Raw genomic sequence first — 24,465 nt, forward strand, 5'->3', positions numbered from 1 at the left:
CTTTCATGAGTCATCAAGAGCACGTTCTGGGCATCGACATCGGCACCGGCAGCGCCCGCGCGGGTATCTTCACCACCGACGGCGTGATGCTGGCCGAGGCGAAGACGCCCATCGCGATGAACCGCCCCGCCGAGCACCACGTGGAGCAGAGCTCCACCAATATCTGGCGCGCCGTATGCAGCGCCACCCGGCGCGCCCGGGAAGCGGCCGGCGTTGCCGCCGAGAGCGTGACCCGCATGTCGGTGAGCGCTACCTGCTCGCTGGTGCTGCTGGACAAGAGCTACCAGCCCCTGGCGCTGTCCCCGGGCGAAGACCCCTGGGATATCATCGTCTGGATGGATCACCGCGCGACCCTCGAGGCCGCCGAATGCACGGCCACGGGTGCGGCGCCCCTTGCCAACCTGGGCGGGGTGATGTCACCGGAAATGCAGATGCCCAAGCTCAAGTGGCTCAAGCGCCACCGCCCCGAGCTTTACGAACAGATCGGCTACGCGGGTGATCTGGGCGACTGGCTGGGCTTTGCGTGCACCGGTTCGCTTTCGCGCTCGGTATGCATGCTCGCCTGCAAGTGGACGTTTGATCCGCGGCCCGACCACGGCTGGGATCGCGATTTCCTGGCGCGGATCGACATGGCGGATGTGATCGAGCGGGCCGGGCTGCCGGAAAAGGCCTTGCCGGTGGGCGTGGAGCTTGGCGCGCTCACCGAACAGGCAGCGGCGGATCTTGGCCTGAGCACCCGGTGTCGCTTTTCGGTGGGTATGATCGACGCCTACGCGGGCGCCCTTGGCACACTGGGCCGTAGCCTGATGGACGCTCCAGAAACGCGTCTGGCGGTGATCGGCGGCACCTCGACCTGCCATATCGGCGCCCAGCCCACGCGCTGCGAAGTGCCCGGCGTATGGGGCCCCTACCCCGGCGCCCTGGCCGACGGGTTCGTCGCCAACGAAGGTGGCCAGAGCATTACCGGCGCCTTGCTGGATCACCTGGTGGCGATGTTCTCGGCGGGCAGCGACTTCGGCGACGACGTGCACGGCGCGCTCTCGGATCTGCTGCTCGCGCGTCTGGAAAGCGGTGACCCGGCGCCGCATACCCATATCTGCCCCGATTTCATCGGCAACCGCTCGCCCCTGGCGGACCCGGAAATTCGCGGCGCGATCACCGGGCTCACCCTCGATTCCCCTCGGGAGAGCTTCATCAAGGTGTACTGGGCCGCCGCCACGGCGCTGGTGTACGGTACCCGGGCGATCATCGAGCGGCTGAACACCCACGGCTACGCCATCGATACGCTGCATTTGAGTGGTGGCCACGGCCGCTCGGCGCTGCTTCGCAAGCTCTACGCCGACGGCACCGGCTGTCGGGTGGTGCTTTCCGAGGCCCCCGAGCCAGTATTATTGGGAGCCGCCGTGGCAGCCCTGGGCGCCCAGGTGGACGGCAACGTGCTCAGCGTGGCCAAGGGCCTGGTACCGGGTGAGCACGTGCTGGAGCCCGACCCCGCCATGGAAGGGATGCACGCCGCGCGCTATCAGGCGTTCAAGGCGCTCTATGCCGGCCGGCTGGATTGAACGCGCCCAGGCGCCCCAGGGCCCTAGGGTGTACAATGGAGCGCTTTAGCCTTGATTGGCGAAACCGTAATCAACGAGAGGTGCTATGCGTCCCGATGTCGTTCGCCCCAGCAATCGCGCAGCCGATGAGCTGCGCGAGATTCGCCTGACCCGCGACTACACCCGCCACGCCGAAGGCTCGGTACTGGTCGAGTTTGGCGATACCAAGGTGCTGTGTAACGCAAGCGTGGAGGCGGGCGTGCCGCGCTGGCTGCGCGGCAAGAACCAGGGCTGGGTGACCGCCGAGTACGGCATGTTGCCACGGGCCACCCACTCGCGCAGCGGCCGTGAAGCCAGCCGCGGCAAGCAAGGCGGGCGGACGCTGGAAATCCAGCGTCTGATCGGGCGCAGCCTGCGCGCCGCAATCAATCTCAAGAAGCTCGGCGAGTTCACCATCACCGTGGATTGCGACGTGCTCCAGGCCGACGGCGGCACGCGCACCGCGGCGATCACCGGCGGCTGCGTGGCGCTGGTGGACGCGATTCGCTACCTGCAGCGTGAAAAGAAGATCAAGAGCGATCCCTTCAAGCAGATGGTCAGCGCCATCTCGGTAGGCATCTACAAGGGCGTGCCGGTGCTCGATCTGGACTATCCCGAAGACAGCAAGGCCGATACCGACCTGAACGTGGTGATGACCGAAAGCGGTGAGCTGATCGAGGTGCAGGGCACCGCCGAGGCCGGCGCGTTCACTCGTGCCGAGCTCAACGCCATGCTGGACCTGGCCGAGAAGGCCGGTGGTGAGCTTCGCGAACACCAGCGCGAGGCGCTGGGAATCCGCGGCTGACCGACCTCTGTACCGCTACGCAGTCCATCTCTACGCAAAAGGCCAGCTCGATGCTGGCCTTTTGCTGACAACTCACTGCATGCGACGCGGACGTTGATGTCTAGAGCGCCAGGTCATACTCGACGATCAGCGGGGCATACTCCGAGAAGGTCGCATCTACATCGATCCAGGCGTCGACCACGTGGCGGCGGAAGTTGGGGCCGACCAGCTGGTAGTCGAGTCGCCAGCCTTCCTGACGGCTGCGGGCCACGTCCTGGTCGAGTTTGGGCCACCAGGTGTATTCGCCGGCGTCGCGGTTGATTTCGCGGAAGGTGTCGATGAACCCGGTCGGGCCGAGCACCTGATCCATCCAGGCGCGCTCTTCCGGGCGAAAACCCGAGGTGAGCTGGTTGTCCGACCAGTTGGCCAGATCCACGGTCTTATGGGCGATATGCCAGGTGCCGCAGATGATGTATTCGCGGCGTTTGCGCGACATCTTCGTCAGGTATTCCTGGTACTGATCCATGAACGCCTGCTTGGCTTTCTGATCAGAGCCGTCGGGCATCAGGAAGGTGGCGATGCTGAAGCGGTCGTAGTCCGCCTGCAAGAAGCGCCCTTCGTGGTCGCACTGCGGAAAGCCCAGCCCGTACATGATGGCCTTGGGAATCTTGCGACAATAAAGCCCCACGCCGGAAAAACCGTCCTCTTCGGCGTCCAGGAAATAGCCTTCGTAGCCTTCCGGATAGAGGATATGATCGCCCAGTTCAAAGCTCTTGGCCTTGAGATTCTGCACGCAGACCACGTCGGCGTCCTGCTGAGCCAGCCAGTCCAGGAAGCCTCGGTCGACGGCGTCACGTATACCATTGACATTAATGCTGGCAATTTTCATAAATCGTCCCTTTTGCGTCGCTGCTGTATGATACCCGACGTTTAGACGTTTGGGTAAATAGGCAGACTCAATCAGACTACTTACCTGATCTATATCGATTACTTTCATCCACATATTGCTTTAGAGACAACCGCCGTGGCGACCACTCTACAACCCTACCAGCGCGACTTCATTGCCTTCGCCATCGAGCAGGGCGTTCTTAAATTCGGCGAATTCACGCTCAAGTCCGGGCGGGTCAGCCCGTACTTCTTCAACGCCGGCCTTTTCCAGACCGGGCGCGCCCTGGCCAAGCTGGGCCGCTTCTATGCCCAGGCCATCGTCGATCAAGGCCTGAACGCCGACGTGCTCTTCGGCCCCGCCTACAAGGGCATTCCGCTTGCCGCCGTGACTGCTGCCGCACTTGCCGACCATTTTGATCTGGACATGCCCTACGCCTTCAACCGCAAGGAGGCCAAGACCCATGGCGAAGGCGGCAATATCGTCGGCGCGCCGCTTGCCGGCGATATCCTGATCATCGATGACGTGATCACCGCCGGTACCGCCATCCGCGAGGTCATGACGCTCATCGAGGCGCAGAACGCCCGTGCCGCCGGGGTGATCATAGCGCTGGACCGCCAGGAGCGCGGCCAGGGCGAGCAGAGCGCCATCCAGGAAGTCACTTCCAGGTACAAGATGCCGGTAATCAGCATCGTGACCCTCGAGCAGGTGCTGACGTACCTGGAAGAGTACGCCGGCGGCGAGATGATCGCCTACGCCGAGGCCGTTCGCGCCTACCGCGACCGCTACGGCGTCGCGGCGCATCAAGGCCTATAGCGCGCCTTTATAGCTCTGCTGGCGCCAGGCTTCGTAGCTTACGATGGCCACGGCGTTGGAGAGATTTAGGCTTCGATTGTTCGGCTGCATGGGGATGCGCAGCTTCTGCTCCTCGGAAAGCGTGCGGTGTACCTCGGCCGAGAGTCCGCCGGTTTCCGAGCCGAACAAGAGCACATCCCCGGGCGCGAAGGTGGCCTCGCTGTGCGCCGTTACCCCTTGGGTCGTGATGGCCCAGACGGTGCGCCCGGCCATGGCATCAATAAACGCCGTAAAGTCGGCGTGGCGCGTCACGTTGGCCAGGTCCCGGTAATCGAGCCCGGCACGCCGCAGCTTTTTCTCTTCCAGATCAAAACCCAGCGGCTCGATCAGGTGAAGCCGACAGCCATTGTTGGCCACCAGACGCATGATGTTGCCCGTATTGGGCGCCATGCGCGGCTCGAAAAGCGCTATTTCAAACATGACACCACCTTGGATAGACATACCCTGACCGATTCGATCGCTCGAACGGCGGCAAAGACAGGCGAGTGGGAAATGAGATCAGGTCGGCTAATCGTCGGGCGGTCGGTATTATACAAACTCTTATTGAACTTTGGTCGTATATCCTGAAAATATTTTCCAGCCTTGTCTGGGCAATGATCGCCGGTTTCACCGCCTGATCGACACGCGGTATGATACCCCAAAGCGTCCCGCCTTTCCCGCCAGGTTGTCTCTATGTCCTCTATCATGCAGCGTATCAAAGGCCTCAACCCGCGCCAGCAGGAAGCCGTGCGGTATATCGACGGCCCCTGCCTGGTACTGGCAGGCGCAGGCTCGGGCAAGACCAGCGTCATCACCACCAAGATCGCCTACCTGGTGCAGGAGTGCGGAATGAGCGCGCGCCGCATCGCCGCGGTCACCTTTACCAACAAGGCGGCCCGCGAGATGAAAGAGCGGGTGGGGCAGATGCTCAAGGGCAAGGAAGGTCATGGCCTGACGGTGTCGACCTTTCACACCCTGGGGCTCAATATCATCAGAGGCGAGCTGAAGACGCTGGGCTACAAGCCGGGGTTCTCGCTATTCGACCCGGAAGACGCCAAGGCACTGCTGCGCGACCTGATGAACAAGGACGCCCAGGTGGACGCCGAGCAGATCAACAGCGTGCAGAGCAAGATTTCCACCTGGAAGAACGACCTGGTGCTGCCCGGCCAGGCGCTGTCCTTGGCCGAGGACGATGACGAGCAGTTCGCCGCCCGGGTGTACGAGGCCTATAACCGCCACCTGAAAGCCTACAACGCGGTGGATTTCGATGATCTGATCCTGCTGCCCGTGGTGCTGCTGAAAAACGATGCTGATGCCCTGGAGCGCTGGCGGCGCAAGATCCACTACATGCTGGTGGACGAGTATCAGGACACCAACGTTTCCCAGTACCTGCTGGTGAAGCTTCTGATGGCCGAACGCTCGACCTTTACCGTGGTGGGTGACGACGACCAGTCGATCTACGCCTGGCGCGGGGCGCGTCCGGAAAACCTGGTGACCCTGGGCGAGGACTTCCCGCGCCTGAAGGTGATCAAGCTGGAGCAGAACTACCGCTCCACCGGCACCATCCTGCGCGCCGCCAACACGCTGATTGCCAATAACCCCCACGTCTACGACAAGACGCTTTGGTCGGACATGGGCGACGGCGCGCCGATCCGCGTGATCGTCAACCGCCACGAAGAGGCGGAGTCCGAGCGGGTGGCCAGCGAAATGCTCACCCGGCGGATCAAGGAGCGTGCCGAGTGGCGGGATTTCGCGGTACTTTATCGGGGTAACTTTCAGGCAAGGCTTCTGGAACTCAAGCTGCAGCACTACCAGATTCCCTACAAGCTCTCCGGCGGCACGTCGTTTTTCTCGCGCAACGAGATCAAGGACGCCATGGCCTACCTGCGCCTTCTGATCAACCCCGCCGACGACAACGCCTTTTTGCGTATCGTCAACGTGCCGCGCCGGGAAGTCGGCCCCGGTACGGTCGAAAAGCTTGCCAACTACGCCACCGAGCGCTCGATTTCCCTGTTCGCCGCCTGTCACGAGCTGGGTCTGGAGCAGGTGCTGCCCACCCGCGCCGTGGAGCGGCTTTCGCGCTTTACCCACTTCATCGATGGCGTGCGTAAACGCATGGACCAGGGCGATGCGATTGCCGCCATCCGCGATATGCTGCGCGACATGGATTACGAGGCGTGGCTCTACCAGAATGCCAGCGCCCCCACCATTGCCGAGCGGCGCATGGCCAACGTATGGATCCTGATCGATCAGTTGGAAAAGTCGCTCAATCGCGACCCGGAAGACGATGACGACTCCACCGCGACGGAAACCGACGGCGTGGAAGCGGCGATTTCACGCCTGGTGCTGCGCGATATCCTCGAGCAGCAGGCCGAAGAGGACGACTCGGACAAGGTGCAGCTACTCACCATGCACGCCTCGAAAGGCCTCGAGTTTCCGCACGTTTATCTGATGGGTCTGGAGGAGGACCTGCTGCCCCACCGCAACGCCATCGAAGTGGGCACGGTGGAGGAAGAGCGCCGCCTGGCCTACGTGGGCATCACCCGGGCACGGCGCACGCTGACCCTGACGCTTGCCCGCCAGCGCAAGGCCTACGGCGAGCTGATGGATTGCCAACCCAGCCGCTTTCTGGAGGAACTGCCGCCTGATGATCTCGAGTGGGAAGGCCGCGCCGACAAGGAGGACCCGGACAAGAAGCAGGCCCGGGGCAAGGACGCGATTGCCGGGTTGCGCTCGCTGCTGGGCTAGATCACTTGATTTATCCACAGCGGCTTTAGCTCAGCCGGCTGTGGATAAACAAACGAGCGGCGCTCTACTCGGAGCGCTCGATCATGAAATCCACCATGGCCTTGAGTTCTTCATCCGTGGCGGTACTCGCACCTCGGGGCGGCATCACGCCCTTACCTGCAATCACGCTTTGATAAAGCACCTCGCGGCCTTTCTCGAGGCGGCTACCCCAGGCCCGGGGGTCACCCAGAACGGGGGCTCTGGCAATACCGGTGGCGTGGCAGGTCGCGCACCTTGCCCGGGAATAAAGCGCTTCGCCATCCAATAGGTGATGGTCAGCGACCTCTTCCTCGCCAGCAGGCTCGGTTAGGGTAGGCGCCGGCCCAACGGGGTCAGGCGCGGCCTGCTCATCCACCTGGTCTTCGAGCTCTTCCCCGGGCGGCAGCATATCGTCCATTGCCGGCTCGACCAGATAGAACGTGGCTGCACGCATTTCGTCGTCCGAGAGGTTGGGGTTACCGCCGCGAGGAGGCATGGCCCCGATGCCGTCGATGGCGTGGCGCACCAGCGACTCGAACCCTTGCTCCAGACGCAGTGCCCAATGCTGCTCATCGCCACGAATCGGCGCCCCAGCCACCCCGGTCTGGTGACACGCCATGCAAAGCTGGTCGTATACTGCCTCCCCGCGAGGGTGCAGGGGATGCTCCTCGGCCATGGCCGTGCTGGATAAAACGCCTAACAAAAGCCCTGCTACGCGCTTGAAATTCACCGTCTTCTCCTTGAACCGCTGCCCAGCGCCACAACCCTCCCTGACCCGACTTGACGATGTGTACGGTCAACCGCGACATCGCCATTCAGGAACAAAGGAGGGAGAATCGATTAAAGCACTCGAGACAACCGACCGTTACAAGCACCAGCCGATAGGGTGGCTTACCGGGTGTTTAGAAGATTAGATTGAACACGCCGGTAAGGGTCAAGAGACCGACGACGAAGATAAATACGATAATGCCTAGGATGATTTTCATTGCAGTTCCTCCATGAGTAGAAAAGTATTCCTTGCTGGAACGACCTCAGTATAGAGGAAAAATTCACGCGCTGACGAGCCCGATAGGCCGCGATCTCATGCGCCACCGCCATGGCATCATCCACCTCTTGCTTCGCGGCCCTTTACTTTCTGTTCTCTCGACGGCGCCAGCCGTAAAGCTGCTGCTCGCGCTCACGGCTGAACCCGGCCTGGGCGTAAAGCCGACAGGCAGGCGTATTGTACGCATCGACAGTCAACGCAAGCGTGCTGGCTCCGCCCTGACAGGCCAGCCTTTTCGCCTGTTGCACCAGCGCCCTTCCCAGCCCCTTGCCGCGCCAGACCGGAAGCAAACCCATCAGTTGAAGCTCCCAGTGCGTGACGGTTTGCGGCGCCAGCAGCAGAATGCCTGCGGTCTCATCACCGCAAAGCGCCCGGTACCAGTGGTCCAGTGCGCCGGGGGCCTGGGCGTGAAACCCGGCCAGAAGGGTTTCCATCGACAGGGCATCAAGCAGGACCGGGCAGTCCAGCGAGTCTTCGCTGATACCACGCAGCAGCGCCAGTCGATCCGCGTAGGCCAGCTCGCCCAAAGGGGCCATGTGAAGCATTTCCGGTGAGGGCTCAGGCGCCTCGAGTGGCGTCTTCAGATGCTCGAGTGTAGCGATCGCCTGCATACCGCTCGCCGTCAGAGGGGCTTTCCAGGCATGCTGATCGGTGTTTAACGTTACATGACAGAGATCAAACCCTTGCCGGTCTACCCACTGCCGAACACTGGCCAGTAGCGCGTCGACGGTGTCACTGTGTACAGCGGGTAGCCATAGCTGGGCGGTGGCATCCGTCAACGGTTCGACCCATACGGCCGCGTCGATTCGCCCGGCGTGCCTTGCAACCCAAAGCCCTTGCCAGTCGAATGACGGCTCGGCCTGGGCGCGGGTCAGGGAGGCCTGCAGGGCGGACTGCCAAGCCGGGTCAAAGACGCCCGCCAGTTGAAGCAGCGCTTCACGACGCTGATGCTCAGCGCATGGGCCCATGTAGGAGTGGTCGAACGCGTCGTGACGTGGCATGTTAGGTTTTCCGGCGCAGCGCGGTAGCTCGAACGAGCCCGCAGTGAATGAAAGGAGTCATCCGCCCCTATGCGTATCCTGCTGGTCGAAGACGACCCCAGTCTGGCGTCGGGCATTCGCCTGGCCTTGAAGCCCGAACACTATACCGTGGACCATCTTACCGATGGTGTCGCGGCGTTGAATGCCTTGAAAAGCGAAGTCTTTGATGCCGTCATTCTGGATCTGGGGCTGCCGCGCCTTGACGGGATGACGGTACTGGACAATGCCAGACGCCTTGGGGCCCGGGTTCCCGTGCTGGTCCTCACCGCCCGCGACGACGTCGATAGCCGTATTGCCGGGCTCGATGCCGGCGCCGACGACTACCTCACCAAACCCTTCGAGGTCGAGGAGTTGAAAGCCCGCCTACGGGCGCTGTTGCGCCGCAGTCAGGGCCAGGCCAGCTCGCAGTTGACCTGCCGGGGGATCGCGCTCAATCCCGAGACCTTGAGCGTGAGCTACCAGGGCCGGGACATTTCGCTGTCGCGCCGCGAACTTACCCTGTTGCAAGAGTTCATGAGTCATCCCGGCCGCGTCTTCACCCGCGATACGCTCACTCAGCTTCTTTACGGCTGGGAGGAAGACGTCGAGAGCAACGCCATTGAAGTCCACATTCATCACCTGCGCCGCAAGCTGTTCAGCGATGCGGTGCGCACGGTACGCGGCATTGGTTACGTGATGGATAAAGCCGTTCCGGGGTCCTCGCCATGAAGTCGCTTCGCCAGCGCACGTTGGCCGTGACGCTGCTGGTCTTCGGACTCAGCATGCTGATGATCGGCTTCATCAGCTACCGTTTTGCCGCCCAGGAAGTGGAAGAGCTCTACGACGCCAGCCTTGCGCAAAACGCCCGCCTGCTGGAGGGTTTCCTGGCAGCGCCGCTGGCCGCCGAGGAGCGGGGCATACTGATCGATAATCTGGAGCGGGCGCTGCTGGATACCGATTGGTCAAACCCGGTGGCCAACGGCCACCGCTATGAAAGCCAATTCGCCTTTCAGCTGTGGGATGGCGGGCAACTGCTGATGCGCTCACCCGGCGCGCCGGAAACGATGCTTGACCGGCAGCCCCTGGGCTTTTCAAGCCACGAAGGCCCGCGCCACCACTGGCGCAATTTTGCGCTGGCAGTCGGTACCAGTCAGCGGGTCGTGGTGAGCGAGCGCCAGGATGTACGAGACGAACTGATCCGCGAAGTCGCCCTGCGCACGCTTTTGCCCGATCTGCTGGGATTACCGCTTCTCGCGGGGCTTCTCTGGTGGTCCATCGGCTGGGGGTTGGCACCGCTTTCGCGCATGGCCGAGCAGCTTCGCCACCGCGACCCGACCCATCTAAGGCCCTTGTCGCTGCCGCCACTGCCCTTGGAACTCGACACCATCGCCGGCGCCATCAACCGGCTGCTCAAGCGCTTGCGTGACATGCGCATTCGCGAAAAACGCTTTATCGCCGATGCCGCCCATGAACTGCGCTCGCCACTGGCGGTGCTCGATCTACACGCCCAGAACGCACTGTCGGCCCAGAGTGCCGAGGACCGCGAGGAGTCGCTGCATCACCTGCGCCACGGCGTGGCGCGCTCGACGCGCCTGGTAGGCCAGCTGTTGACGCTGGCCCGACTGGACCCGGAAGAGACCACCCCGCAAGCGCTACGCGATACCAACGTATTGCACGAAGCCCGCGAGATACTCGCCAAGCTTTCGCCACTGGCGGCCGAGCGCTCGCAGCAGCTGCTGCTTGAGGCCGACGAGCAAGCCCCGTGGCATATCAAGGAGGAGCCGGGGGCCATCGAGGCGTTGATGCAGAACCTGGTGGGCAACGCCATTCAGCATTCACCGGTATCGAGCAGCGTGAAGATCACCCTGGAGGCGGCGGCGCAGAGCGTGACGGTCATCGTCGACGACCAGGGTCCCGGCATCGCCCCGGAAATGCGCCAGTGGGTGATCGAGCGTTTTCAGCGCGCCGGGCCGGGCGCAGGGGCCGGGCTTGGACTTTCCATCGTCGATCGCCTGGTCGGTCGCCACGGTGGCACCCTCGCCCTCGAAGACGCCCCCGGCGGGGGCCTGCGCGTTCGGGCAACCCTTGCCCGGATAATCCCTCAACGGTAGCCCTCAAAGGTAGTTCCTCACAGAGGGTCCCTCGAAGATAGTCCCTTCAAAAAACTGACGAAACTTCGCGGGCCTTAAGATTGCGATAAGAATTGCCTGCGATGCTGGGGGTACACGATAGGCGGTTTGTCATCCGTTCTGTCCATTCAAAAGAAAAGGTACCCCTGATGAATCAGATGCTGCACTCTCAGAAAACGCTCGTTCCGTTTGGTAAAACGCCGCTGCTCACCCAGCCGGACACCAGGCACCTCACCGCGGCGAGCCCGGCCATTTCAGCGCTGACCGACTTTACCCAGGTCATGCCGCAATCCGTTCGTGAAGATACGTCCATCGACGACGCGCACCTCAAGATGCGTCACGGCGGTATCCGTTTACTGTTCGTCATGGATGCTCAAGCGCACTGCATTGGCGTGCTGACTGCCAGAGAGGTCATCGGCACCCGGCGTATCAACCTGGCCATGCAGCAGCGTAACCTCGACCGCCACGAAGTGACCGCCGGCATGATCATGACGCCCTGGGAAAAACTGAGCGCCATGCCGGTCGAGCAGCTCAAGTCGCTGAGCATCGAAGATCTGGTGCTCTCCATGGAGAGCTTCAGCGAACAGCACCTGCTGATTACCGAACGTACCCCGGCAGGCGAACTCACGGTACGCGGGCTCATCTCCGCCACCGATATTCAAAACGCCATGGGCGAGCGGGTCAAAGGCAAGGTATCCAACCCCGTGGTTCCCATGGCCAGTAACTTTGCCGACATCTGCAAGGTGATTACCGGCCACGATCTGTAATACGCGCCGCTGCAGCCAAGCCCCGGACATTGAGTAAAGACACAGAAAAACCGCCCTCACATGAGGGCGGTTCTTGTTTGGCGAGACGAGAAGTGGCTTTTCAGCCCGACGCCCTAGAAGAGCGAAGCGTTGATCAAGAGGTGCGCGCCGATACTGGCCGCGTAGCCGAGCAAGATAGCCGGCACCCAGCGCAGGTGCACCGCGAAGGTGTAAATGCCGCGGGCCTGGCCCATCAAGGCAACCCCCGCCGCCGAGCCCATGGAGAGCAGGCTTCCGCCCACGCCGGCGGTCAGGGTAATCAGCAGCCAGTTGCCTTCGGACATGTCCGGCGCCATGGAGAGCACGGCGAACATCACCGGGATGTTATCCACTACCGCCGAGATGAGCCCCAGCACCACGTTGGCCCAGATCGGATTCCAGCCGCCGTAAAGCGTTTCGGACAGCAGGCTCAGGTAGCCCATGAACCCAAGGCCCCCCACGCACAGCACGACCCCGTAGAAAAACAGCAGCGTATCCCACTCCGAGCGGGCGATACGGCTGAAGATGTCGAAGGGCACCACGCTACCCAACTGCTCGAGTTTCTTCCAGTCGCCCCGGCGCGAGTAGCGCTCGCGCTTGCGCTCCAGCGAACGCGGCAGGCTGCGGCGCAGGTAGTAGCCGAAAAACTGCAAGAGCCCCAGGCCGAACATCATGCCCATGGCCGGCGGCAGGTACAGAACCGAGTGGCAAAGCACAGAGATGGCCACGGTAATCAAGAACAGCACGATGATTCGCCGCGCGCCCCGTTTCATCCAGACATTTTCGGTCAGTGCCGCTGGCTGTCGGTTGACGATAAAGAAGTTCATGATGACGGCGGGTACCACAAAATTCACGATCGCCGGTATCAGCAAGACGAAGAAGCCTTCAAAGGGCACCCGGCCACCCTGCCAGACCATCAGCGTGGTGATATCGCCAAAGGGGCTGAAGGCGCCACCAGCGTTGGAGGCCACCACCACGTTCACACAGCAAAGGCCGATGAACTTTTTATCGCCCTCGGCGACCTTGAGTACCACCGCGCACATCAGCATCGCGGTGGTCATGTTGTTGGCAATGGCCGAGATACCGAACGCCAGAAAGCCGGTGATCCAGAAGAGGCTACGGTAGCTGAACCCCTTGCGTACCAGCCATGCACGCAGCGCATCGAACGTCCGCCGCTCTTCCATGGCGTTGATGTAGGTCATGGCCACCAGCAGGAAAAGCAATAGCTCGGTGTACTCTAAAAGCGTCTCGCGAAACGCCGCCTCGGCCTCTTCGGGCATGCCGGCCTGCACGTATACCCAGGCCACGATGGCCCAGATGAGTCCAGCCGCTACCAGAACGGGCTTGGACTTTCGCATATGGATGATCTCTTCAGACATCACCAGCGCGTAGGCGAGAATGAAGATGATCACACAACTGATACCGGCGAAGGTGGTGGTTAGATCAAGCGGGCCGGCGGCGTAGGAAAGCGAAGGGAAAAAGAGAAGGGCAAGGGTAATCAACAGCCAAGCGCCCCGGCGGTTCAAGCACCGGGTTGCGAGGACGTTCGATGAAATCATGGCGGCGGGATCCTGGGCGTTTAAAAGAGGGAGACACCGCCGAGATGATAAGCACACTAACTATGTGTTGCAACGCAGCGGTTGCGCATAAGATGCGACAATTCACCGCTGCTTGCAAAGCCCAATTTATATACGCTACAAAACGCTACTCAACGGTAACGCTTTTCGCGAGATTGCGCGGCTGGTCGACGTCGGTGCCCTTGAGTACCGCGACGTGATAGCTCAAAAGCTGTAGTGGCAGGGTGTATAAAAGCGGCGCCAGCGCTTCGTGCACATGCGGTAAGGTAAGTACCTGAATACCCTCTTGTTCGCGGATGCCAACGTTCTCGTCGGCAAAGACGAATAGCTGCCCGCCCCGGGCGCGCACTTCCTGCAGGTTGGATTTCAGCTTTTCCAGGAGATCGTCGTTGGGAGCAATCGAGATCACCGGCATTTCGCTGTCCACCAGCGCCAGCGGGCCATGTTTCAGCTCGCCGGCGGGGTAGGCCTCGGCGTGAATGTAAGAGATTTCCTTGAGCTTGAGCGCGCCCTCGAGCGCTACCGGATAGTGGGCGCCGCGGCCCAGGAAGAGCGCGTGGTGTTTTTCGGCAAACGCCTGGGAGAGGGTTTCGATCTGGCTGTCCAGCGCCAGCACCTTTTGGCAAAGTTCGGGCAGCGTGCGCAGTACCTGCACGATGTCGCTCTGATCGCCGCGTCCCTTGGTCTTTGCCACGCTGAGGGTCAACAGCATCAGCGCCACCAGCTGGGTGGTGAACGCCTTGGTCGAGGCCACGCCGATCTCCGGGCCGGCCCGGGTCATCAGCGCCATATCGGACTCGCGTACCAGAGAGCTTCCCGGCACGTTACAGATGGCAAGCGTACCCAGGTAGCCAAGGGTGTTGGCAAAGCGCAGCGCCGCCAGGGTATCCGCGGTCTCGCCGGACTGGGAAAGCGTCACGAAAAGCGTATCTTCGGGTACTACCGGGTGGCGATAGCGATACTCCGAGGCCACTTCCACCTGTACCGGCACGCCGGCGTAGCGCTCCAGCCAGTAGCGCGCCACCAGCCCTGCGTGGAAGCTGGTGCCGCAGGCGATGATATGAACCTGCCGGGCAGCCTGGAAAAGCGCTTGGGCATCCGGGCCGAAGCTTTCGATCAATACGCTGTCAGCGCTTAACCGACCTTCCAGCGCGGTGCTGATCACCTGGGGCTGCTCGAAGATCTCCTTGAGCATGAAATGGCGGTAGTCGCCCTTGCTGGCCGCACCGTCGCCATGCTCGAAGGTATGAATATCCCGGATGACGGTCGCGCCCTGGCGATCCACAATCGTGATGACGCCCTTGTCGCGCAGCACCACCAGATCACCTTCTTCCAGATAGATAAAGCGGTCGGTGACGGGTAGCAGCGCCATGGGGTCGGACGCCAGAAAGGCTTCATCGATACCCACGCCTACGACCAGCGGGCTGCCCTGGCGGGCGCCCACCACCACGCCGGGTTCCACGGTGCTCATCACGCCCAGCGCGTAGGCCCCGCCCAGGGTCTGGACGATATGCCGGGTCGCGTCGAACAGCCCTTGGCCGGCGTCCAGCTGCTCGTTGAGCAGATGGGCGATGACTTCGGTATCGGTTTCGGAGCTGAACACCACGCCGTCATCTTCAAGGCGACGCTTGATGGGTTCGAAATTCTCGATGATGCCGTTATGCACCACGGCCACACTCTCGGCGCTGTGGTGAGGATGGGCATTCGCCTCCGTTGGCTTGCCGTGTGTTGCCCAGCGGGTGTGGGCAATCCCCGAGGTACCGGGCAGCGCCTCCTCGGCAAGCTTGTCGGCCAGGGCGGCCACCTTGCCCACCGCGCGGTGGCGACTCAGGGCACCTTGATTGAGCACCGTCATGCCGGCGGAGTCGTAACCGCGATACTCCAGGCGCTTGAGCCCTTCCAGCAGGATTTCTTGTACGTTGCGCTGTGCAACCGCCGCGACGATGCCACACATGAGTTCTCTCCTGAGCTTTTTAGGCAGTCAGTGGTTAGGACGTTTTTTTGGTCGGGCGTGACCAGGGCGCTTTCTGCGTCTGCGGACTACGCGTCAGCGAAAGCGCGTTGTCGGTGACGTCCTGGGTAATGGTGGAGCCCGCGCCGACAGTGGCCCCCGTACCGATCGTGACCGGTGCCACCAAAGCGCTGTTGGAGCCGATAAACGCCGCGTCCTTGATCACGGTGCGGTGCTTGTTGGCGCCGTCATAGTTGCAGGTAATCGTTCCCGCGCCCACGTTCACTCCCTGACCCAGGATGGCATCCCCCACGTAGCTCAGGTGGTTGATCTTGCTGTCCTCGCCCACCTCGGCATTCTTGGTTTCCACGAAATTGCCCACCTTGGCGCCGGCCGCCAGCCGCGTACCGGGACGCAGCCTTGCGAAGGGGCCGATCTGGTTGCGGCCCACGCTCAGGGTATCCTCGATCACGCTGTGGCTGTCAATCGCGCTGTCAGCACCGATGGTACTGTTTCTGATCACACAATAAGGGCCCACCCGTACGCCGTCGTCCAGTCGCACGTCGCCTTCGAACACACAGCCCACATCGATGAAGACGTCTTCGCCGCAGGCAAGCGTGCCGCGCACGTCAAGCCGGGCCGGGTCGGCCAGGGCAACGCCCTGCTCCATCAACGCGTCGGCCAGATGGCGCTGATAGGCGCGCTCCAGGCGAGCCATCTGGGCGCGGTTGTTGACGCCTTCCACTTCCACGGCCTGGCGAGGCTGGGCGGTACATACCTGGGTGCCCTCCTCGTGCGCCAGGGCGATCACGTCGGTCAGGTAGTACTCGCCCTGGGCGTTCTGGTCGGAGAGTCTGGGCAGCCAGCGCTCAAGCTGCGCGCTGGTCATCGCCATGATGCCGGTGTTGCACTCGGTGATTTCAAGCTCGGCGCGGCTTGCGTCCTTCTGCTCGACAATGGCTACCGCCTCGCCTTCGGCGTTGCGCTTGATGCGCCCGTAACCGCTGGGGTCAGGCAGCGTCACCGTCAAAAGCCCCATGTGCGATTCGTCCACCTGCTCGAGCAAGGCCGCGAGCGTTTCGCTTTCGATCAGCGGCACATCGCCGTAAAGTACCAGCACCTTGCCACGCCCCCAGTGCGCCTTGGCCTGGGCGACGGCGTGGCCGGTGCCCTTCTGCTCGGCCTGAACGGCAAACGACACCGCCTGGCCGGCGAGCGCTTCACGCAATTGATCGCCGCCGTGGCCGATCACCACGTGAGTGCGTGTCGGCGAAAGCGCCGCGGCAGTATCCAGCACGTGCTGCACCAGCGGCTTGCCGGCCAATGCGTGCAGCACCTTCGGTGTCTGCGAGCGCATCCTGGAACCCTTGCCGGCGGCCAGAATGACGATATCGAGTTCTTGCATGCTATTCACCTGCCATGGCCGGGGTGGGAATGGGGGTAGGTGTAGAGGTGGGAGCCCAGGCGTCGATGCCCAACTCTTCCATCAACTCATCGCCGAAGTAGTCGACAAAGGCGGGACTTGCCAGGCTCTGCCACTGGCCTTTGTCATTGTTGACGAGCATCAGTACGCTCAGATCGTTTTCCACCGCCATCTGCATGCCGGCATCGCCGCCCACCACCAAGAGCGCGGTGGCCCAGGCATCCGCCCAGGCGTTGGAGGGATGAAACACCGATACCGAGGCGAGACCATGGGTCACGGGGCGCCCGGTACGCGGGTCCAGCGTGTGAGAGTAACGCTGGCCATCCGCCTCGAAGTAGTTGCGATAATCCCCCGAGGTGGCAACAGATAGTGACTCCAGAGGGATGATGTGCTGTGCTTCGGGGCGCCCGTTCTGCGGCACCTCGATACCGATGCGCCAGGGTTGCTGTTCAGCCCCGTCGCGATGACCCCGGGAAATCAGATCGCCGCCCAGATTCACCAGGTAATCCTCGATGCCCTGCTGGTCGAGGTAGGCTGCCACGCGGTCGGTGGCGTGGCCTTTGGCAACGCCAGACAGGTCGATAAAGACATCCCGATGGCGTCTTGCCTGCATGAGCTGCGTATCCACCTCGACGCTGTCATAGCCGATGCGCGCCAAACGCTCATTGAGCGCCTGATCGGTAGGCACTTCCCTGGGGCGGGCTTCGGGGCCGAAACTCCACAGGTTGACCAGCTCGCCGACGGTGATATCAAAGGCGCCATTGCTCGCCTCGGCCACCGAACGGCTGATCGCCATCACTTCGATCAGCTCATTGGACAGCGGCTGCCACTCGTTGAGCGGGGCGTTATTGAAAACGATCAGCTCCGAGTCGTCCCGGTAGGTGGACATCGCCTGGTCGACGTTTTCAAGCTCGGCCAGAATGCCCTCTTCAAGCGTCTGTGCCTGGCTTTGGGTCAGCGCATCGACAATGGTGATCTGGTAAAAGGTGCCGAAAACGCCGCCTTCAAAACGCACGGGCGAGTCAAGCGGCCGGTCGCTCTCCGAACAGCCCACCAGCAACACGGTGGCCAGCAGCAACGCAGCCCGCCATCTCGGCGAATAGTTCGGCGAATCATTTTTCATGTGGTCTTCCTTAAAAACGCCCAGGCATTAGAAATAAAAAAACCACAAAAGCCAAGCACCGAATAGTACGCGATAAAGCACGAACGGCTGCATGCTTAACTTTTTAATCACCACCAGAAAGTAGTGAATACACAGGTAAGCGCTTATGCCCGACAGCACCGTCGCGACCAGCGTGGCCGATAAATCGATGGCGACGGTTGAGTTAAATAGGCTAAAAGTTTCAAGCCCGCCAGCCAAAATGATGACGGGAATGGAAAGCAGAAAGGAGAAGCGTGACGCGCCTTCACGGCTCATCCCGGTCAACAGCGCAGCAGTAATGGTAATCCCCGAGCGGGAGGTACCGGGAATCAGTGCCAGTACCTGGGCACCGCCGATGATCAGGGCATCTTTCAGCCGCATTTCATACTCGGAGCGAGCGCCGCGCTTTTTCCAGTCAGCGTAACCCAGCACCAGGCCAAAACCGATCAGGCTCAGGGAAATCACCAGCGTCGAGCGCATATAGCCTTCTATCACGTTCTGCAGGGCAAATCCGACAAGGCATACCGGCATCGTGGCAATGACCACCCAGAGGGCAAGGGTCGCATCCTTGTTCACCCCGTGGCCGCGCAGCGTTGCCAGGGTGCGGGTAAGCATCCGCCATAACTCGGTTCGAAAGTAGAGAATAACCGCGCCCAGGCTGCCCAGGTGAAGCGCCACATCGAATGCCAGACCTTGATCATCCCACTGGGTCAGTACGGGTACTAAAATCAGATGAGCCGAACTTGAAATGGGTAAAAACTCGGTAAGCCCTTGCACTACCGCCAGTACTACTACCTGGAGCCAATCCATAGATTGTCCTATTCATATTGCCTTGTTTAACAAACATCACCTTCCAAGCGGACAAAGAATACACACACCCTTATTTTTTGTCCGCTCTCATAAACGGACAAATAAAGAAGGGGGCGATAGATTACGCCGCTATACGCTACAATAGGGCTCTATTGAACGTGTACGCCCCTGCAAGGTACCCATGTCTCAGACCGTAGAATCGCCAGTGGTTCAACACCATGAGCTTGACCATCAGCAAGCCAAGCGGGTGACCTATATCGGCGCCTGGCTGGATGCGCTGTTGAGCATCGTGAAGGTGGCGGTCGGCTATCTGGTAGGGTCGGCGGCGCTGATTGCCGACGGTATTCACTCGCTGTCCGACTTGATCACCGACGGCTTCGTGTTGACAGCGATCCACTACGGCCGTCAGGAACCGGACAAGGATCACCACTACGGTCATGGACGCATCGAAACGCTGACCACGCTGTTGCTGGGCAGTATCCTGATCTTCGTGGCCGGGGGAATTGCCTGGTCGAGCCTTGACCGGCTGCTGAGCGGGGACGGGGTCAGCGCCCCGGGTTACGTGGCCATTGCCATCACGGTGGCGGCGCTCTTGAGCAAGGAGTGGATTTTCCGCTACACCATGCGCGTGGCCAAGCGCGTGAAGTCCAAGCTCCTGGAGGCCAACGCCTGGCACTCGCGAAGCGATGCGCTCTCCACCGCTGTGGTTCTCGTCGCCCTTCTGGGCGCCCAGTTCGGGTTTGGCTGGCTGGATGCGGTGGCCGCCGTGGTCGTGGGCCTGCTGGTCGGTAAAGTGGGCTGGGATCTACTCTGGCAATCCGCCCGGGAGCTTGTGGATACCGCCCTGCCCGAAGACGTTCAGCGCCAGATGCACATCGTGGCCTGCAGCGTTCCCGGCGTGGACAGCGTGCACGACCTGCGTACGCGCCAGTCGGCAGGCTGGGTCATGGTCGATCTGCACATCGTGGTAGGCCCCACCATCACCGTCTCGGAAGCCCATGAGATCGGCAATGAGGTCAGCCGCCGGCTGCGTCACGAATTCCCGCTTCTCACCGACGTCATCTTCCATATCGACCCGGAAGACGATGCCGGCGAAGGCGACCCCAGCCGCCTGCCGGGGCTCCCCCTTCGCCCGGAGGTGGAGGCCGCGCTCGACGAGCGCTGGTACGCCCACCCGGTCTGGCGCACGCTGAGCGAACTGCAGCTTCACTACCTGGATCACCAGGTGTCGGTATCGCTGATCATCAGCGACGCCGTGCACCAGCCCCCTCAGTGCCTGGCCAGCCAGCTCAAGGCCATGGCCAGCGATATCGAGTGGCTCGGGCACGTGGAGATCCTCTTCATTACCCGAGCAGCCAGCAGCGCACTGCGTTAGCAGGATTGCTAGTTCACGCTGACCAGTACGGCGGTCGCGATGCTGAAATAGATCAGTACACCGGTGGCGTCGATCAGGGTGGTCACCAGCGGTGCCGAGGCGGTGGCCGGGTCGACCTTGAAGCGCTCGAGCACGAACGGCAGACACATCCCGATCAAACTGCCAAACAGCACGATCGTCACCATGCTCAGCGCCACAATCATTGCCACCGCTTCACCGCCGCGCATGATGCCGATCGGCGCCACAGCAATCGCCATGGTAAGACCCAGCGCACCGGCGACCATGAGTTCGCGCCCCAGCATCTTGCCCCAGTCCTTGACGCCGACATCGCCGGTGGCCATCCCCCGCACCATGAGCGTGGCCGCCTGGGCGCCGGCGTTACCGCCGCTGCCGATGAGCAGCGGCAGGAAAAAGACCAGCGCCACCTGAGAGGCGATGACGTCTTCGAAGTAGGCAATGCCCGCCCCGGAAAACAGGTTGGCAAACACCAGCAGCACCAGCCAGGTGACGCGCTTGCGGTACAGACTCCAAAGCGGCACCCGACTCACGCCATCCTCCAGCTGGCCGATGGACATCCCCTTGTGGATATCTTCGGTCGCCTCGGACTCCGCCACGTCCATGGCATCGTCGTGGGTGACAATGCCCACCATGCGCCCGTCGACATCGATCACCGGCAGCGCCAGAAGGTCATAGCGCGCCACCACGCGGGCCACTTCTTCCTGGGCATTGGCCACGGCAGTGCTGATGACGTCCTTGATCATGATGTCGTCCACCAGCGCACCGGGGCGCGCCACCATCAATTGGCGAAGTGACATGGTGCCGATCAGCTCGCCGTCTGCATCCAGTACGTAGAGCTGATATACCGTTTCGGCGTCCGGTGCGGTCTGGCGCACCCGCATGAGCGCCTGCGACACCGTCATGCCACTGGCTATCGCTACATAGTCAGAGGTCATGATGGCGCCGGCAGTGCCCTCTTCATAGCTTGCCAGGCGCTTGAGATCCTCGCGCTCCTGATGCGCCATGCGCCGCAGTAATGCCTCCCGGCGATCTTCTCCCAGCAGGTTGAAAAGATCCACCCGTTCATCCGAGCCCATCTCCTCCAGAAACTTCAAGACCTGCGTGTCGGAGAGCTCGCCCACGATTTCCAGCTGGCTTTCACCGGGCAGGTAACCCAGTACGTTGGCCCCGCGCTCGGTCGAGAGAATATCGAGTATCGCGATCGCCGCCTCAAGCTCCTCATCGTCTTCGATGAACTCTTCAAGCACTTCACCGATATCCGCCGAGCGAATTTCCGCCAGGCGCTCGGCGAGCACGTCCCTGCTCGGCGACTCCTTGATCAACTCCCTCAGCAGCTCTGACTTCAATTCCTGCAAGGTTTCATCGTTTAGTGACATCGCAATCTCCTTGGCAGAAGCGTTATTGATGAATTGTTGCAGACCGGTGGTGCGCTGCTTAAGTGCTACTCATATTACCAGAGAAAAAAAACGCCCCTTAAACCCAGGCGGGTTCAAGGGGCGTCTCGTTCACGCCAAACGCGTGGATGCTAGCCTTTACCCGCCTTCTTGCGCAGCTGCTGAATCGTTCGCAGCTGGGCAACGGCTTCGGCAAGTTCTGCCGCCGCACGAGTATAGTCAAGCTCGGTCGACTTCTCGTTGAAGGCTTGCAGCGCTTGCTGGCGAGCTTCTTCGGCCGCGGCCTCGTCAAGGTCGCTTGCCCGGGACGCCGCATCGGCCAGGATCGTCACGACATCGGGCTGGACTTCCATGAAGCCGCCCGAGACAAAGAAGTTCTCTTCCTTGCCGCCATCCTGGATCACGCGGATCGGCCCAGGCTGAAGCTCGGTCAAAAGCGGTGCGTGACCGGGCAGGATACCCAGATCCCCCATCAAACCGGAAGCGATGACCTGCTCGACGCTTCCCGAAAAGATGGACGCTTCAGCGCTGACGATATTGCAAGTGAAGCTATTCGCCATAGCGAATCCCCCTAATGGACGGGATTACTTCTTCATCTGATTGGCTTTCTCGACCGCTTCGTCGATGGAGCCAACCATGTAGAAGGCCTGTTCCGGCATATCGTCGTATTCACCTGCGAGAATGCCCTGGAAGCCACGAATGGTGTCTTTCAGTGAAACATACTTGCCGGGTGAACCGGTGAATACCTCAGCCACGAAGAACGGCTGCGACAGGAAACGCTGGATCTTACGCGCGCGGGCCACGGCCTGCTTGTCTTCATCAGACAGCTCGTCCATGCCCAGAATGGCGATGATATCCTTGAGTTCCTTGTAGCGCTGAAGAACGTTCTGCACACCGCGAGCGGTGGCATAGTGCTCTTCACCGACGACCAGCGGATCCAACTGACGCGAGGTGGAATCCAGCGGGTCGATGGCCGGATAGATACCCAGTTCGGCAATGGAACGTGCCAGTACGACGGTGGCGTCCAGGTGCGCAAACGTCGTTGCCGGCGACGGGTCGGTCAAGTCATCCGCGGGTACGTATACTGCCTGTACCGAGGTGATTGAGCCGGTCTTGGTCGAGGTGATACGTTCTTGAAGAACACCCATCTCTTCGGCCAGCGTCGGCTGGTAACCTACCGCTGACGGCATACGGCCAAGCAGGGCGGATACTTCGGTACCGGCCAGGGTGTAACGGTAGATGTTGTCGACGAACAGAAGAACGTCGCGGCCTTCGTCACGGAATTTTTCCGCAATGGTCAGGCCGGTCAGCGCCACGCGCAGTCGGTTGCCGGGCGGCTCGTTCATCTGACCGTAAACCAGCGCTACCTTGTCGATAACGTTGGATTCGGTCATTTCGTGATAGAAGTCGTTACCCTCACGCGTACGCTCACCGACACCGGCAAATACGGAGTAGCCGCTGTGCTCGGTGGCGATGTTACGGATAAGCTCCATCATGTTGACGGTCTTGCCCACACCGGCGCCGCCGAAGAGCCCCACCTTACCGCCCTTGGCAAACGGGCAGACCAGGTCGATGACCTTGATACCGGTTTCCAGCAGCTCGTTGGAAGCCGCCTGGTCGGCATAGCTTGGCGCCTTGCGGTGAATCGGCATGCGCTCTTGCTCGCCGATCGGACCCGCTTCATCGATCGGCTCGCCAAGTACGTTCATGATACGGCCCAGCGTTTCCGTACCTACGGGTACGGAAATCGCGGCGCCGGTATTTTCCGCGGTCATGCCACGCTTCAAGCCCTCGGTGGAGCCCATGGCAATTGCGCGTACCACGCCGTCGCCCAGCTGCTGCTGGACTTCGAGGACGGTCTCTTTTTCAGAGACCTTCAGCGCGTCGTAGACCTTGGGAACATCGTCCCGCGGAAACTCTACGTCAATCACCGCGCCGATGATTTGTACGATACGTCCGCTCATCTTGGTTCCTCTCAAAAACCTGCAAATGAAACCTGTCTGCCGGGAGCCTTTGAAACATCAGGCTCCCTGGGCGTTATACGGCTGAAGCGCCGCCGACGATCTCGGAAATTTCCTGAGTGATGGCAGCCTGGCGGGCCTTGTTATAGACCATTTCCAGATCATCAATCAGGTTGCCTGCGTTATCGGTGGCACTCTTCATGGCGATCATACGGGCTGCCTGTTCGCAGGCCCCGTTTTCGACTACCGCCTGATACACCTGTGATTCGACGAAGCGAACCAGCAGGCTATCAAGCAACGCCTTGGCATCCGGTTCATACAGGTAGTCCCAACTTCCGGGACGGGCGTTTTCTTCGTCGTGCTCGCTGACACCCATATCGGGCGATAGCGGAAGAAGCTGACGAACCACCGGCCTCTGGGTCATGGTGTTGACGAATTCGTTATACACCACGAACAGGCGATCGAGTCGTCCTTCGTCGTACGCTTCGAGCATGACCTTGATACTACCGATCAAACCCTCGACGGTCGGCTTCTCTCCCATACCGCTCTTGGCCGCAATCAGGTTGCCGCCATAGTTACGGAAGAAAGCGCCGGCCTTGGAGCCCAGGGCACAGAAGTCCAGCTCGGCGCCTTCCTGTTTCCAGGCCACGGCATCCTTCACCACGGCCTTGAACAGGTTGACGTTCAAGCCGCCACACAGACCCCGGTCGGTAGACACCACGATATAACCAACGCGCTTCACCTCGTTACGCTCGATCATGTAGTCGTGCGTGTATTCGGGATTGGCGTTGGCCAGGTGACCTACCACGTTACGGATCTGCTTGGCGTAAGGCTGGCTGGCCTTCATTAGATCTTGTGCTTTACGCATTTTCGATGCAGCCACCATTTCCATGGCGCTGGTGATCTTCTGCGTATTCTTGATGCTCCCGATCTGGGTGCGTATCTCTTTTGCAGCTGCCATAGCGATCTACCCTTCGTTCGTGGCTC

At 61.3% G+C, this 24,465-nt stretch carries 21 protein-coding genes; 8 read left to right on the forward strand and 13 right to left on the reverse strand.

The genetic code is table 11. The annotated features are described in order from the left end of the window. The first annotated feature begins 5 nt into the window (after nucleotides 1-5). Together ACWF8S_RS17410 and rph are read left to right on the forward strand one after the other, a co-directional pair. Entirely contained in the window at nucleotides 6-1,562 is a 1,557-nt protein-coding gene (locus ACWF8S_RS17410) for an FGGY family pentulose kinase (protein WP_447554731.1), read from the forward strand. Between the two features lie 85 nt (nucleotides 1,563-1,647). Continuing rightward, on the forward strand, nucleotides 1,648-2,385 hold the full coding sequence (rph, locus tag ACWF8S_RS17415; protein WP_447554732.1) for a ribonuclease PH: 738 nt from the start codon (nucleotides 1,648-1,650) through the stop codon (nucleotides 2,383-2,385). A gap of 100 nt (nucleotides 2,386-2,485) precedes the next feature. Here rph and ACWF8S_RS17420 read toward each other — a convergent pair whose 3' ends face one another. After that, nucleotides 2,486-3,253, reverse strand: a complete 768-nt coding sequence (locus ACWF8S_RS17420; RefSeq protein WP_447554733.1) for an exodeoxyribonuclease III — start codon at nucleotides 3,251-3,253, stop codon at nucleotides 2,486-2,488. A gap of 135 nt (nucleotides 3,254-3,388) precedes the next feature. Here ACWF8S_RS17420 and pyrE point away from each other — a divergent pair, with 135 nt between their 5' ends. Next, nucleotides 3,389-4,066, forward strand: coding sequence for an orotate phosphoribosyltransferase (gene pyrE / locus ACWF8S_RS17425; RefSeq protein WP_447554734.1), 678 nt, complete (start codon nucleotides 3,389-3,391; stop codon nucleotides 4,064-4,066). On the opposite strand, the gene ACWF8S_RS17430 is transcribed toward pyrE, so the two are convergent. Further along, a complete protein-coding gene (locus ACWF8S_RS17430) occupies nucleotides 4,061-4,525 on the reverse strand; it encodes a tRNA (cytidine(34)-2'-O)-methyltransferase (protein ID WP_447554735.1) in 465 nt (154 codons plus the stop codon). The genes pyrE and ACWF8S_RS17430 overlap by 6 nt on opposite strands. Nucleotides 4,526-4,777: 252 nt before the next feature. Between ACWF8S_RS17430 and rep the strand changes: the two genes are divergently transcribed. After that, a complete protein-coding gene (gene rep / locus ACWF8S_RS17435) occupies nucleotides 4,778-6,832 on the forward strand; it encodes a DNA helicase Rep (RefSeq protein WP_447554736.1) in 2,055 nt (684 codons plus the stop codon). 64 nt (nucleotides 6,833-6,896) lie between these two features. On the opposite strand, the gene ACWF8S_RS17440 is transcribed toward rep, so the two are convergent. Continuing rightward, nucleotides 6,897-7,580, reverse strand: a complete 684-nt coding sequence (locus ACWF8S_RS17440; RefSeq protein WP_447554737.1) for a c-type cytochrome — start codon at nucleotides 7,578-7,580, stop codon at nucleotides 6,897-6,899. A gap of 398 nt (nucleotides 7,581-7,978) precedes the next feature. Continuing rightward, the gene (locus tag ACWF8S_RS17445; RefSeq protein WP_447554738.1) at nucleotides 7,979-8,896 is read right to left on the reverse strand and encodes a GNAT family N-acetyltransferase; all 918 of its coding nucleotides are present in this window, start codon (nucleotides 8,894-8,896) and stop codon (nucleotides 7,979-7,981) included. Between the two features lie 69 nt (nucleotides 8,897-8,965). Here ACWF8S_RS17445 and ACWF8S_RS17450 point away from each other — a divergent pair, with 69 nt between their 5' ends. The 3 genes from ACWF8S_RS17450 (at nucleotide 8,966) to ACWF8S_RS17460 (ending at nucleotide 11,810) form a co-directional block, all read left to right on the forward strand. Beyond that, nucleotides 8,966-9,643, forward strand: coding sequence for a response regulator transcription factor (locus ACWF8S_RS17450; RefSeq protein WP_447554739.1), 678 nt, complete (start codon nucleotides 8,966-8,968; stop codon nucleotides 9,641-9,643). Beyond that, nucleotides 9,640-11,025 (forward strand): ATP-binding protein, encoded by a 1,386-nt coding sequence (locus ACWF8S_RS17455; RefSeq protein WP_447554740.1) that lies wholly within the window; start codon nucleotides 9,640-9,642, stop codon nucleotides 11,023-11,025. The genes ACWF8S_RS17450 and ACWF8S_RS17455 overlap by 4 nt, the downstream gene beginning before the upstream one ends. A 167-nt stretch (nucleotides 11,026-11,192) precedes the next feature. Further along, nucleotides 11,193-11,810, forward strand: a complete 618-nt coding sequence (locus ACWF8S_RS17460; RefSeq protein ID WP_447554741.1) for a CBS domain-containing protein — start codon at nucleotides 11,193-11,195, stop codon at nucleotides 11,808-11,810. Between the two features lie 113 nt (nucleotides 11,811-11,923). On the opposite strand, the gene nhaD is transcribed toward ACWF8S_RS17460, so the two are convergent. The 5 genes from nhaD to ACWF8S_RS17485 form a co-directional block, all read right to left on the reverse strand. Further along, nucleotides 11,924-13,387, reverse strand: coding sequence for a sodium:proton antiporter NhaD (gene nhaD, locus ACWF8S_RS17465; RefSeq protein ID WP_447554742.1), 1,464 nt, complete (start codon nucleotides 13,385-13,387; stop codon nucleotides 11,924-11,926). Nucleotides 13,388-13,532: 145 nt separating this feature from the next. After that, nucleotides 13,533-15,359, reverse strand: a complete 1,827-nt coding sequence (glmS, locus tag ACWF8S_RS17470) for a glutamine--fructose-6-phosphate transaminase (isomerizing) (RefSeq protein ID WP_447554743.1) — start codon at nucleotides 15,357-15,359, stop codon at nucleotides 13,533-13,535. Between the two features lie 34 nt (nucleotides 15,360-15,393). After that, nucleotides 15,394-16,761, reverse strand: a complete 1,368-nt coding sequence (gene glmU / locus ACWF8S_RS17475) for a bifunctional UDP-N-acetylglucosamine diphosphorylase/glucosamine-1-phosphate N-acetyltransferase GlmU (RefSeq protein WP_447554744.1) — start codon at nucleotides 16,759-16,761, stop codon at nucleotides 15,394-15,396. A gap of 1 nt (nucleotide 16,762) precedes the next feature. Further along, on the reverse strand, nucleotides 16,763-17,902 hold the full coding sequence (locus ACWF8S_RS17480) for an FAD:protein FMN transferase (protein ID WP_447554745.1): 1,140 nt from the start codon (nucleotides 17,900-17,902) through the stop codon (nucleotides 16,763-16,765). Between the two features lie 27 nt (nucleotides 17,903-17,929). Then, the gene (locus ACWF8S_RS17485; RefSeq protein ID WP_447554746.1) at nucleotides 17,930-18,730 is read right to left on the reverse strand and encodes an undecaprenyl-diphosphate phosphatase; all 801 of its coding nucleotides are present in this window, start codon (nucleotides 18,728-18,730) and stop codon (nucleotides 17,930-17,932) included. A gap of 181 nt (nucleotides 18,731-18,911) precedes the next feature. Here ACWF8S_RS17485 and ACWF8S_RS17490 point away from each other — a divergent pair, with 181 nt between their 5' ends. After that, nucleotides 18,912-20,105, forward strand: a complete 1,194-nt coding sequence (locus ACWF8S_RS17490) for a cation diffusion facilitator family transporter (protein WP_447554747.1) — start codon at nucleotides 18,912-18,914, stop codon at nucleotides 20,103-20,105. Between the two features lie 8 nt (nucleotides 20,106-20,113). On the opposite strand, the gene mgtE is transcribed toward ACWF8S_RS17490, so the two are convergent. The 4 genes from mgtE to atpG form a co-directional block, all read right to left on the reverse strand. Further along, nucleotides 20,114-21,499 carry a magnesium transporter gene (gene mgtE / locus ACWF8S_RS17495; protein ID WP_447554748.1) on the reverse strand — a complete coding sequence of 462 codons (1,386 nt, stop codon included), beginning with the start codon at nucleotides 21,497-21,499 and terminating at the stop codon, nucleotides 20,114-20,116. Nucleotides 21,500-21,648: 149 nt separating this feature from the next. Continuing rightward, nucleotides 21,649-22,077: a F0F1 ATP synthase subunit epsilon gene (locus ACWF8S_RS17500; protein WP_447554749.1), complete on the reverse strand. Its 429-nt coding sequence runs from the start codon at nucleotides 22,075-22,077 to the stop codon at nucleotides 21,649-21,651. Between the two features lie 24 nt (nucleotides 22,078-22,101). Continuing rightward, on the reverse strand, nucleotides 22,102-23,481 hold the full coding sequence (gene atpD, locus ACWF8S_RS17505) for a F0F1 ATP synthase subunit beta (protein WP_447554750.1): 1,380 nt from the start codon (nucleotides 23,479-23,481) through the stop codon (nucleotides 22,102-22,104). 73 nt (nucleotides 23,482-23,554) lie between these two features. Then, nucleotides 23,555-24,439, reverse strand: a complete 885-nt coding sequence (gene atpG / locus ACWF8S_RS17510; RefSeq protein ID WP_447554751.1) for a F0F1 ATP synthase subunit gamma — start codon at nucleotides 24,437-24,439, stop codon at nucleotides 23,555-23,557. Between the last annotated feature and the right edge of the window lie 26 nt (nucleotides 24,440-24,465).

This window comes from Vreelandella xerophytica, from assembly GCF_968048975.1.

Coding starts and splice junctions, on each gene's coding strand:
- atpD (WP_447554750.1), bottom strand. CDS start 23,481: ATGAGCGGACGTATCGTACAAATCATCGGCGCGGTGATTGACGTAGAG.
- ACWF8S_RS17455 (WP_447554740.1), top strand. CDS start 9,640: ATGAAGTCGCTTCGCCAGCGCACGTTGGCCGTGACGCTGCTGGTCTTC.
- rep (WP_447554736.1), top strand. CDS start 4,778: ATGTCCTCTATCATGCAGCGTATCAAAGGCCTCAACCCGCGCCAGCAG.
- ACWF8S_RS17485 (WP_447554746.1), bottom strand. CDS start 18,730: ATGGATTGGCTCCAGGTAGTAGTACTGGCGGTAGTGCAAGGGCTTACC.
- mgtE (WP_447554748.1), bottom strand. CDS start 21,499: ATGTCACTAAACGATGAAACCTTGCAGGAATTGAAGTCAGAGCTGCTG.
- ACWF8S_RS17460 (WP_447554741.1), top strand. CDS start 11,193: ATGAATCAGATGCTGCACTCTCAGAAAACGCTCGTTCCGTTTGGTAAA.
- ACWF8S_RS17500 (WP_447554749.1), bottom strand. CDS start 22,077: ATGGCGAATAGCTTCACTTGCAATATCGTCAGCGCTGAAGCGTCCATC.
- ACWF8S_RS17410 (WP_447554731.1), top strand. CDS start 6: ATGAGTCATCAAGAGCACGTTCTGGGCATCGACATCGGCACCGGCAGC.
- ACWF8S_RS17445 (WP_447554738.1), bottom strand. CDS start 8,896: ATGCCACGTCACGACGCGTTCGACCACTCCTACATGGGCCCATGCGCT.
- glmU (WP_447554744.1), bottom strand. CDS start 16,761: ATGCAAGAACTCGATATCGTCATTCTGGCCGCCGGCAAGGGTTCCAGG.
- ACWF8S_RS17450 (WP_447554739.1), top strand. CDS start 8,966: ATGCGTATCCTGCTGGTCGAAGACGACCCCAGTCTGGCGTCGGGCATT.
- nhaD (WP_447554742.1), bottom strand. CDS start 13,387: ATGATTTCATCGAACGTCCTCGCAACCCGGTGCTTGAACCGCCGGGGC.
- atpG (WP_447554751.1), bottom strand. CDS start 24,439: ATGGCAGCTGCAAAAGAGATACGCACCCAGATCGGGAGCATCAAGAAT.
- ACWF8S_RS17420 (WP_447554733.1), bottom strand. CDS start 3,253: ATGAAAATTGCCAGCATTAATGTCAATGGTATACGTGACGCCGTCGAC.
- ACWF8S_RS17480 (WP_447554745.1), bottom strand. CDS start 17,902: ATGAAAAATGATTCGCCGAACTATTCGCCGAGATGGCGGGCTGCGTTG.
- ACWF8S_RS17430 (WP_447554735.1), bottom strand. CDS start 4,525: ATGTTTGAAATAGCGCTTTTCGAGCCGCGCATGGCGCCCAATACGGGC.
- ACWF8S_RS17490 (WP_447554747.1), top strand. CDS start 18,912: ATGTCTCAGACCGTAGAATCGCCAGTGGTTCAACACCATGAGCTTGAC.
- rph (WP_447554732.1), top strand. CDS start 1,648: ATGCGTCCCGATGTCGTTCGCCCCAGCAATCGCGCAGCCGATGAGCTG.
- glmS (WP_447554743.1), bottom strand. CDS start 15,359: ATGTGTGGCATCGTCGCGGCGGTTGCACAGCGCAACGTACAAGAAATC.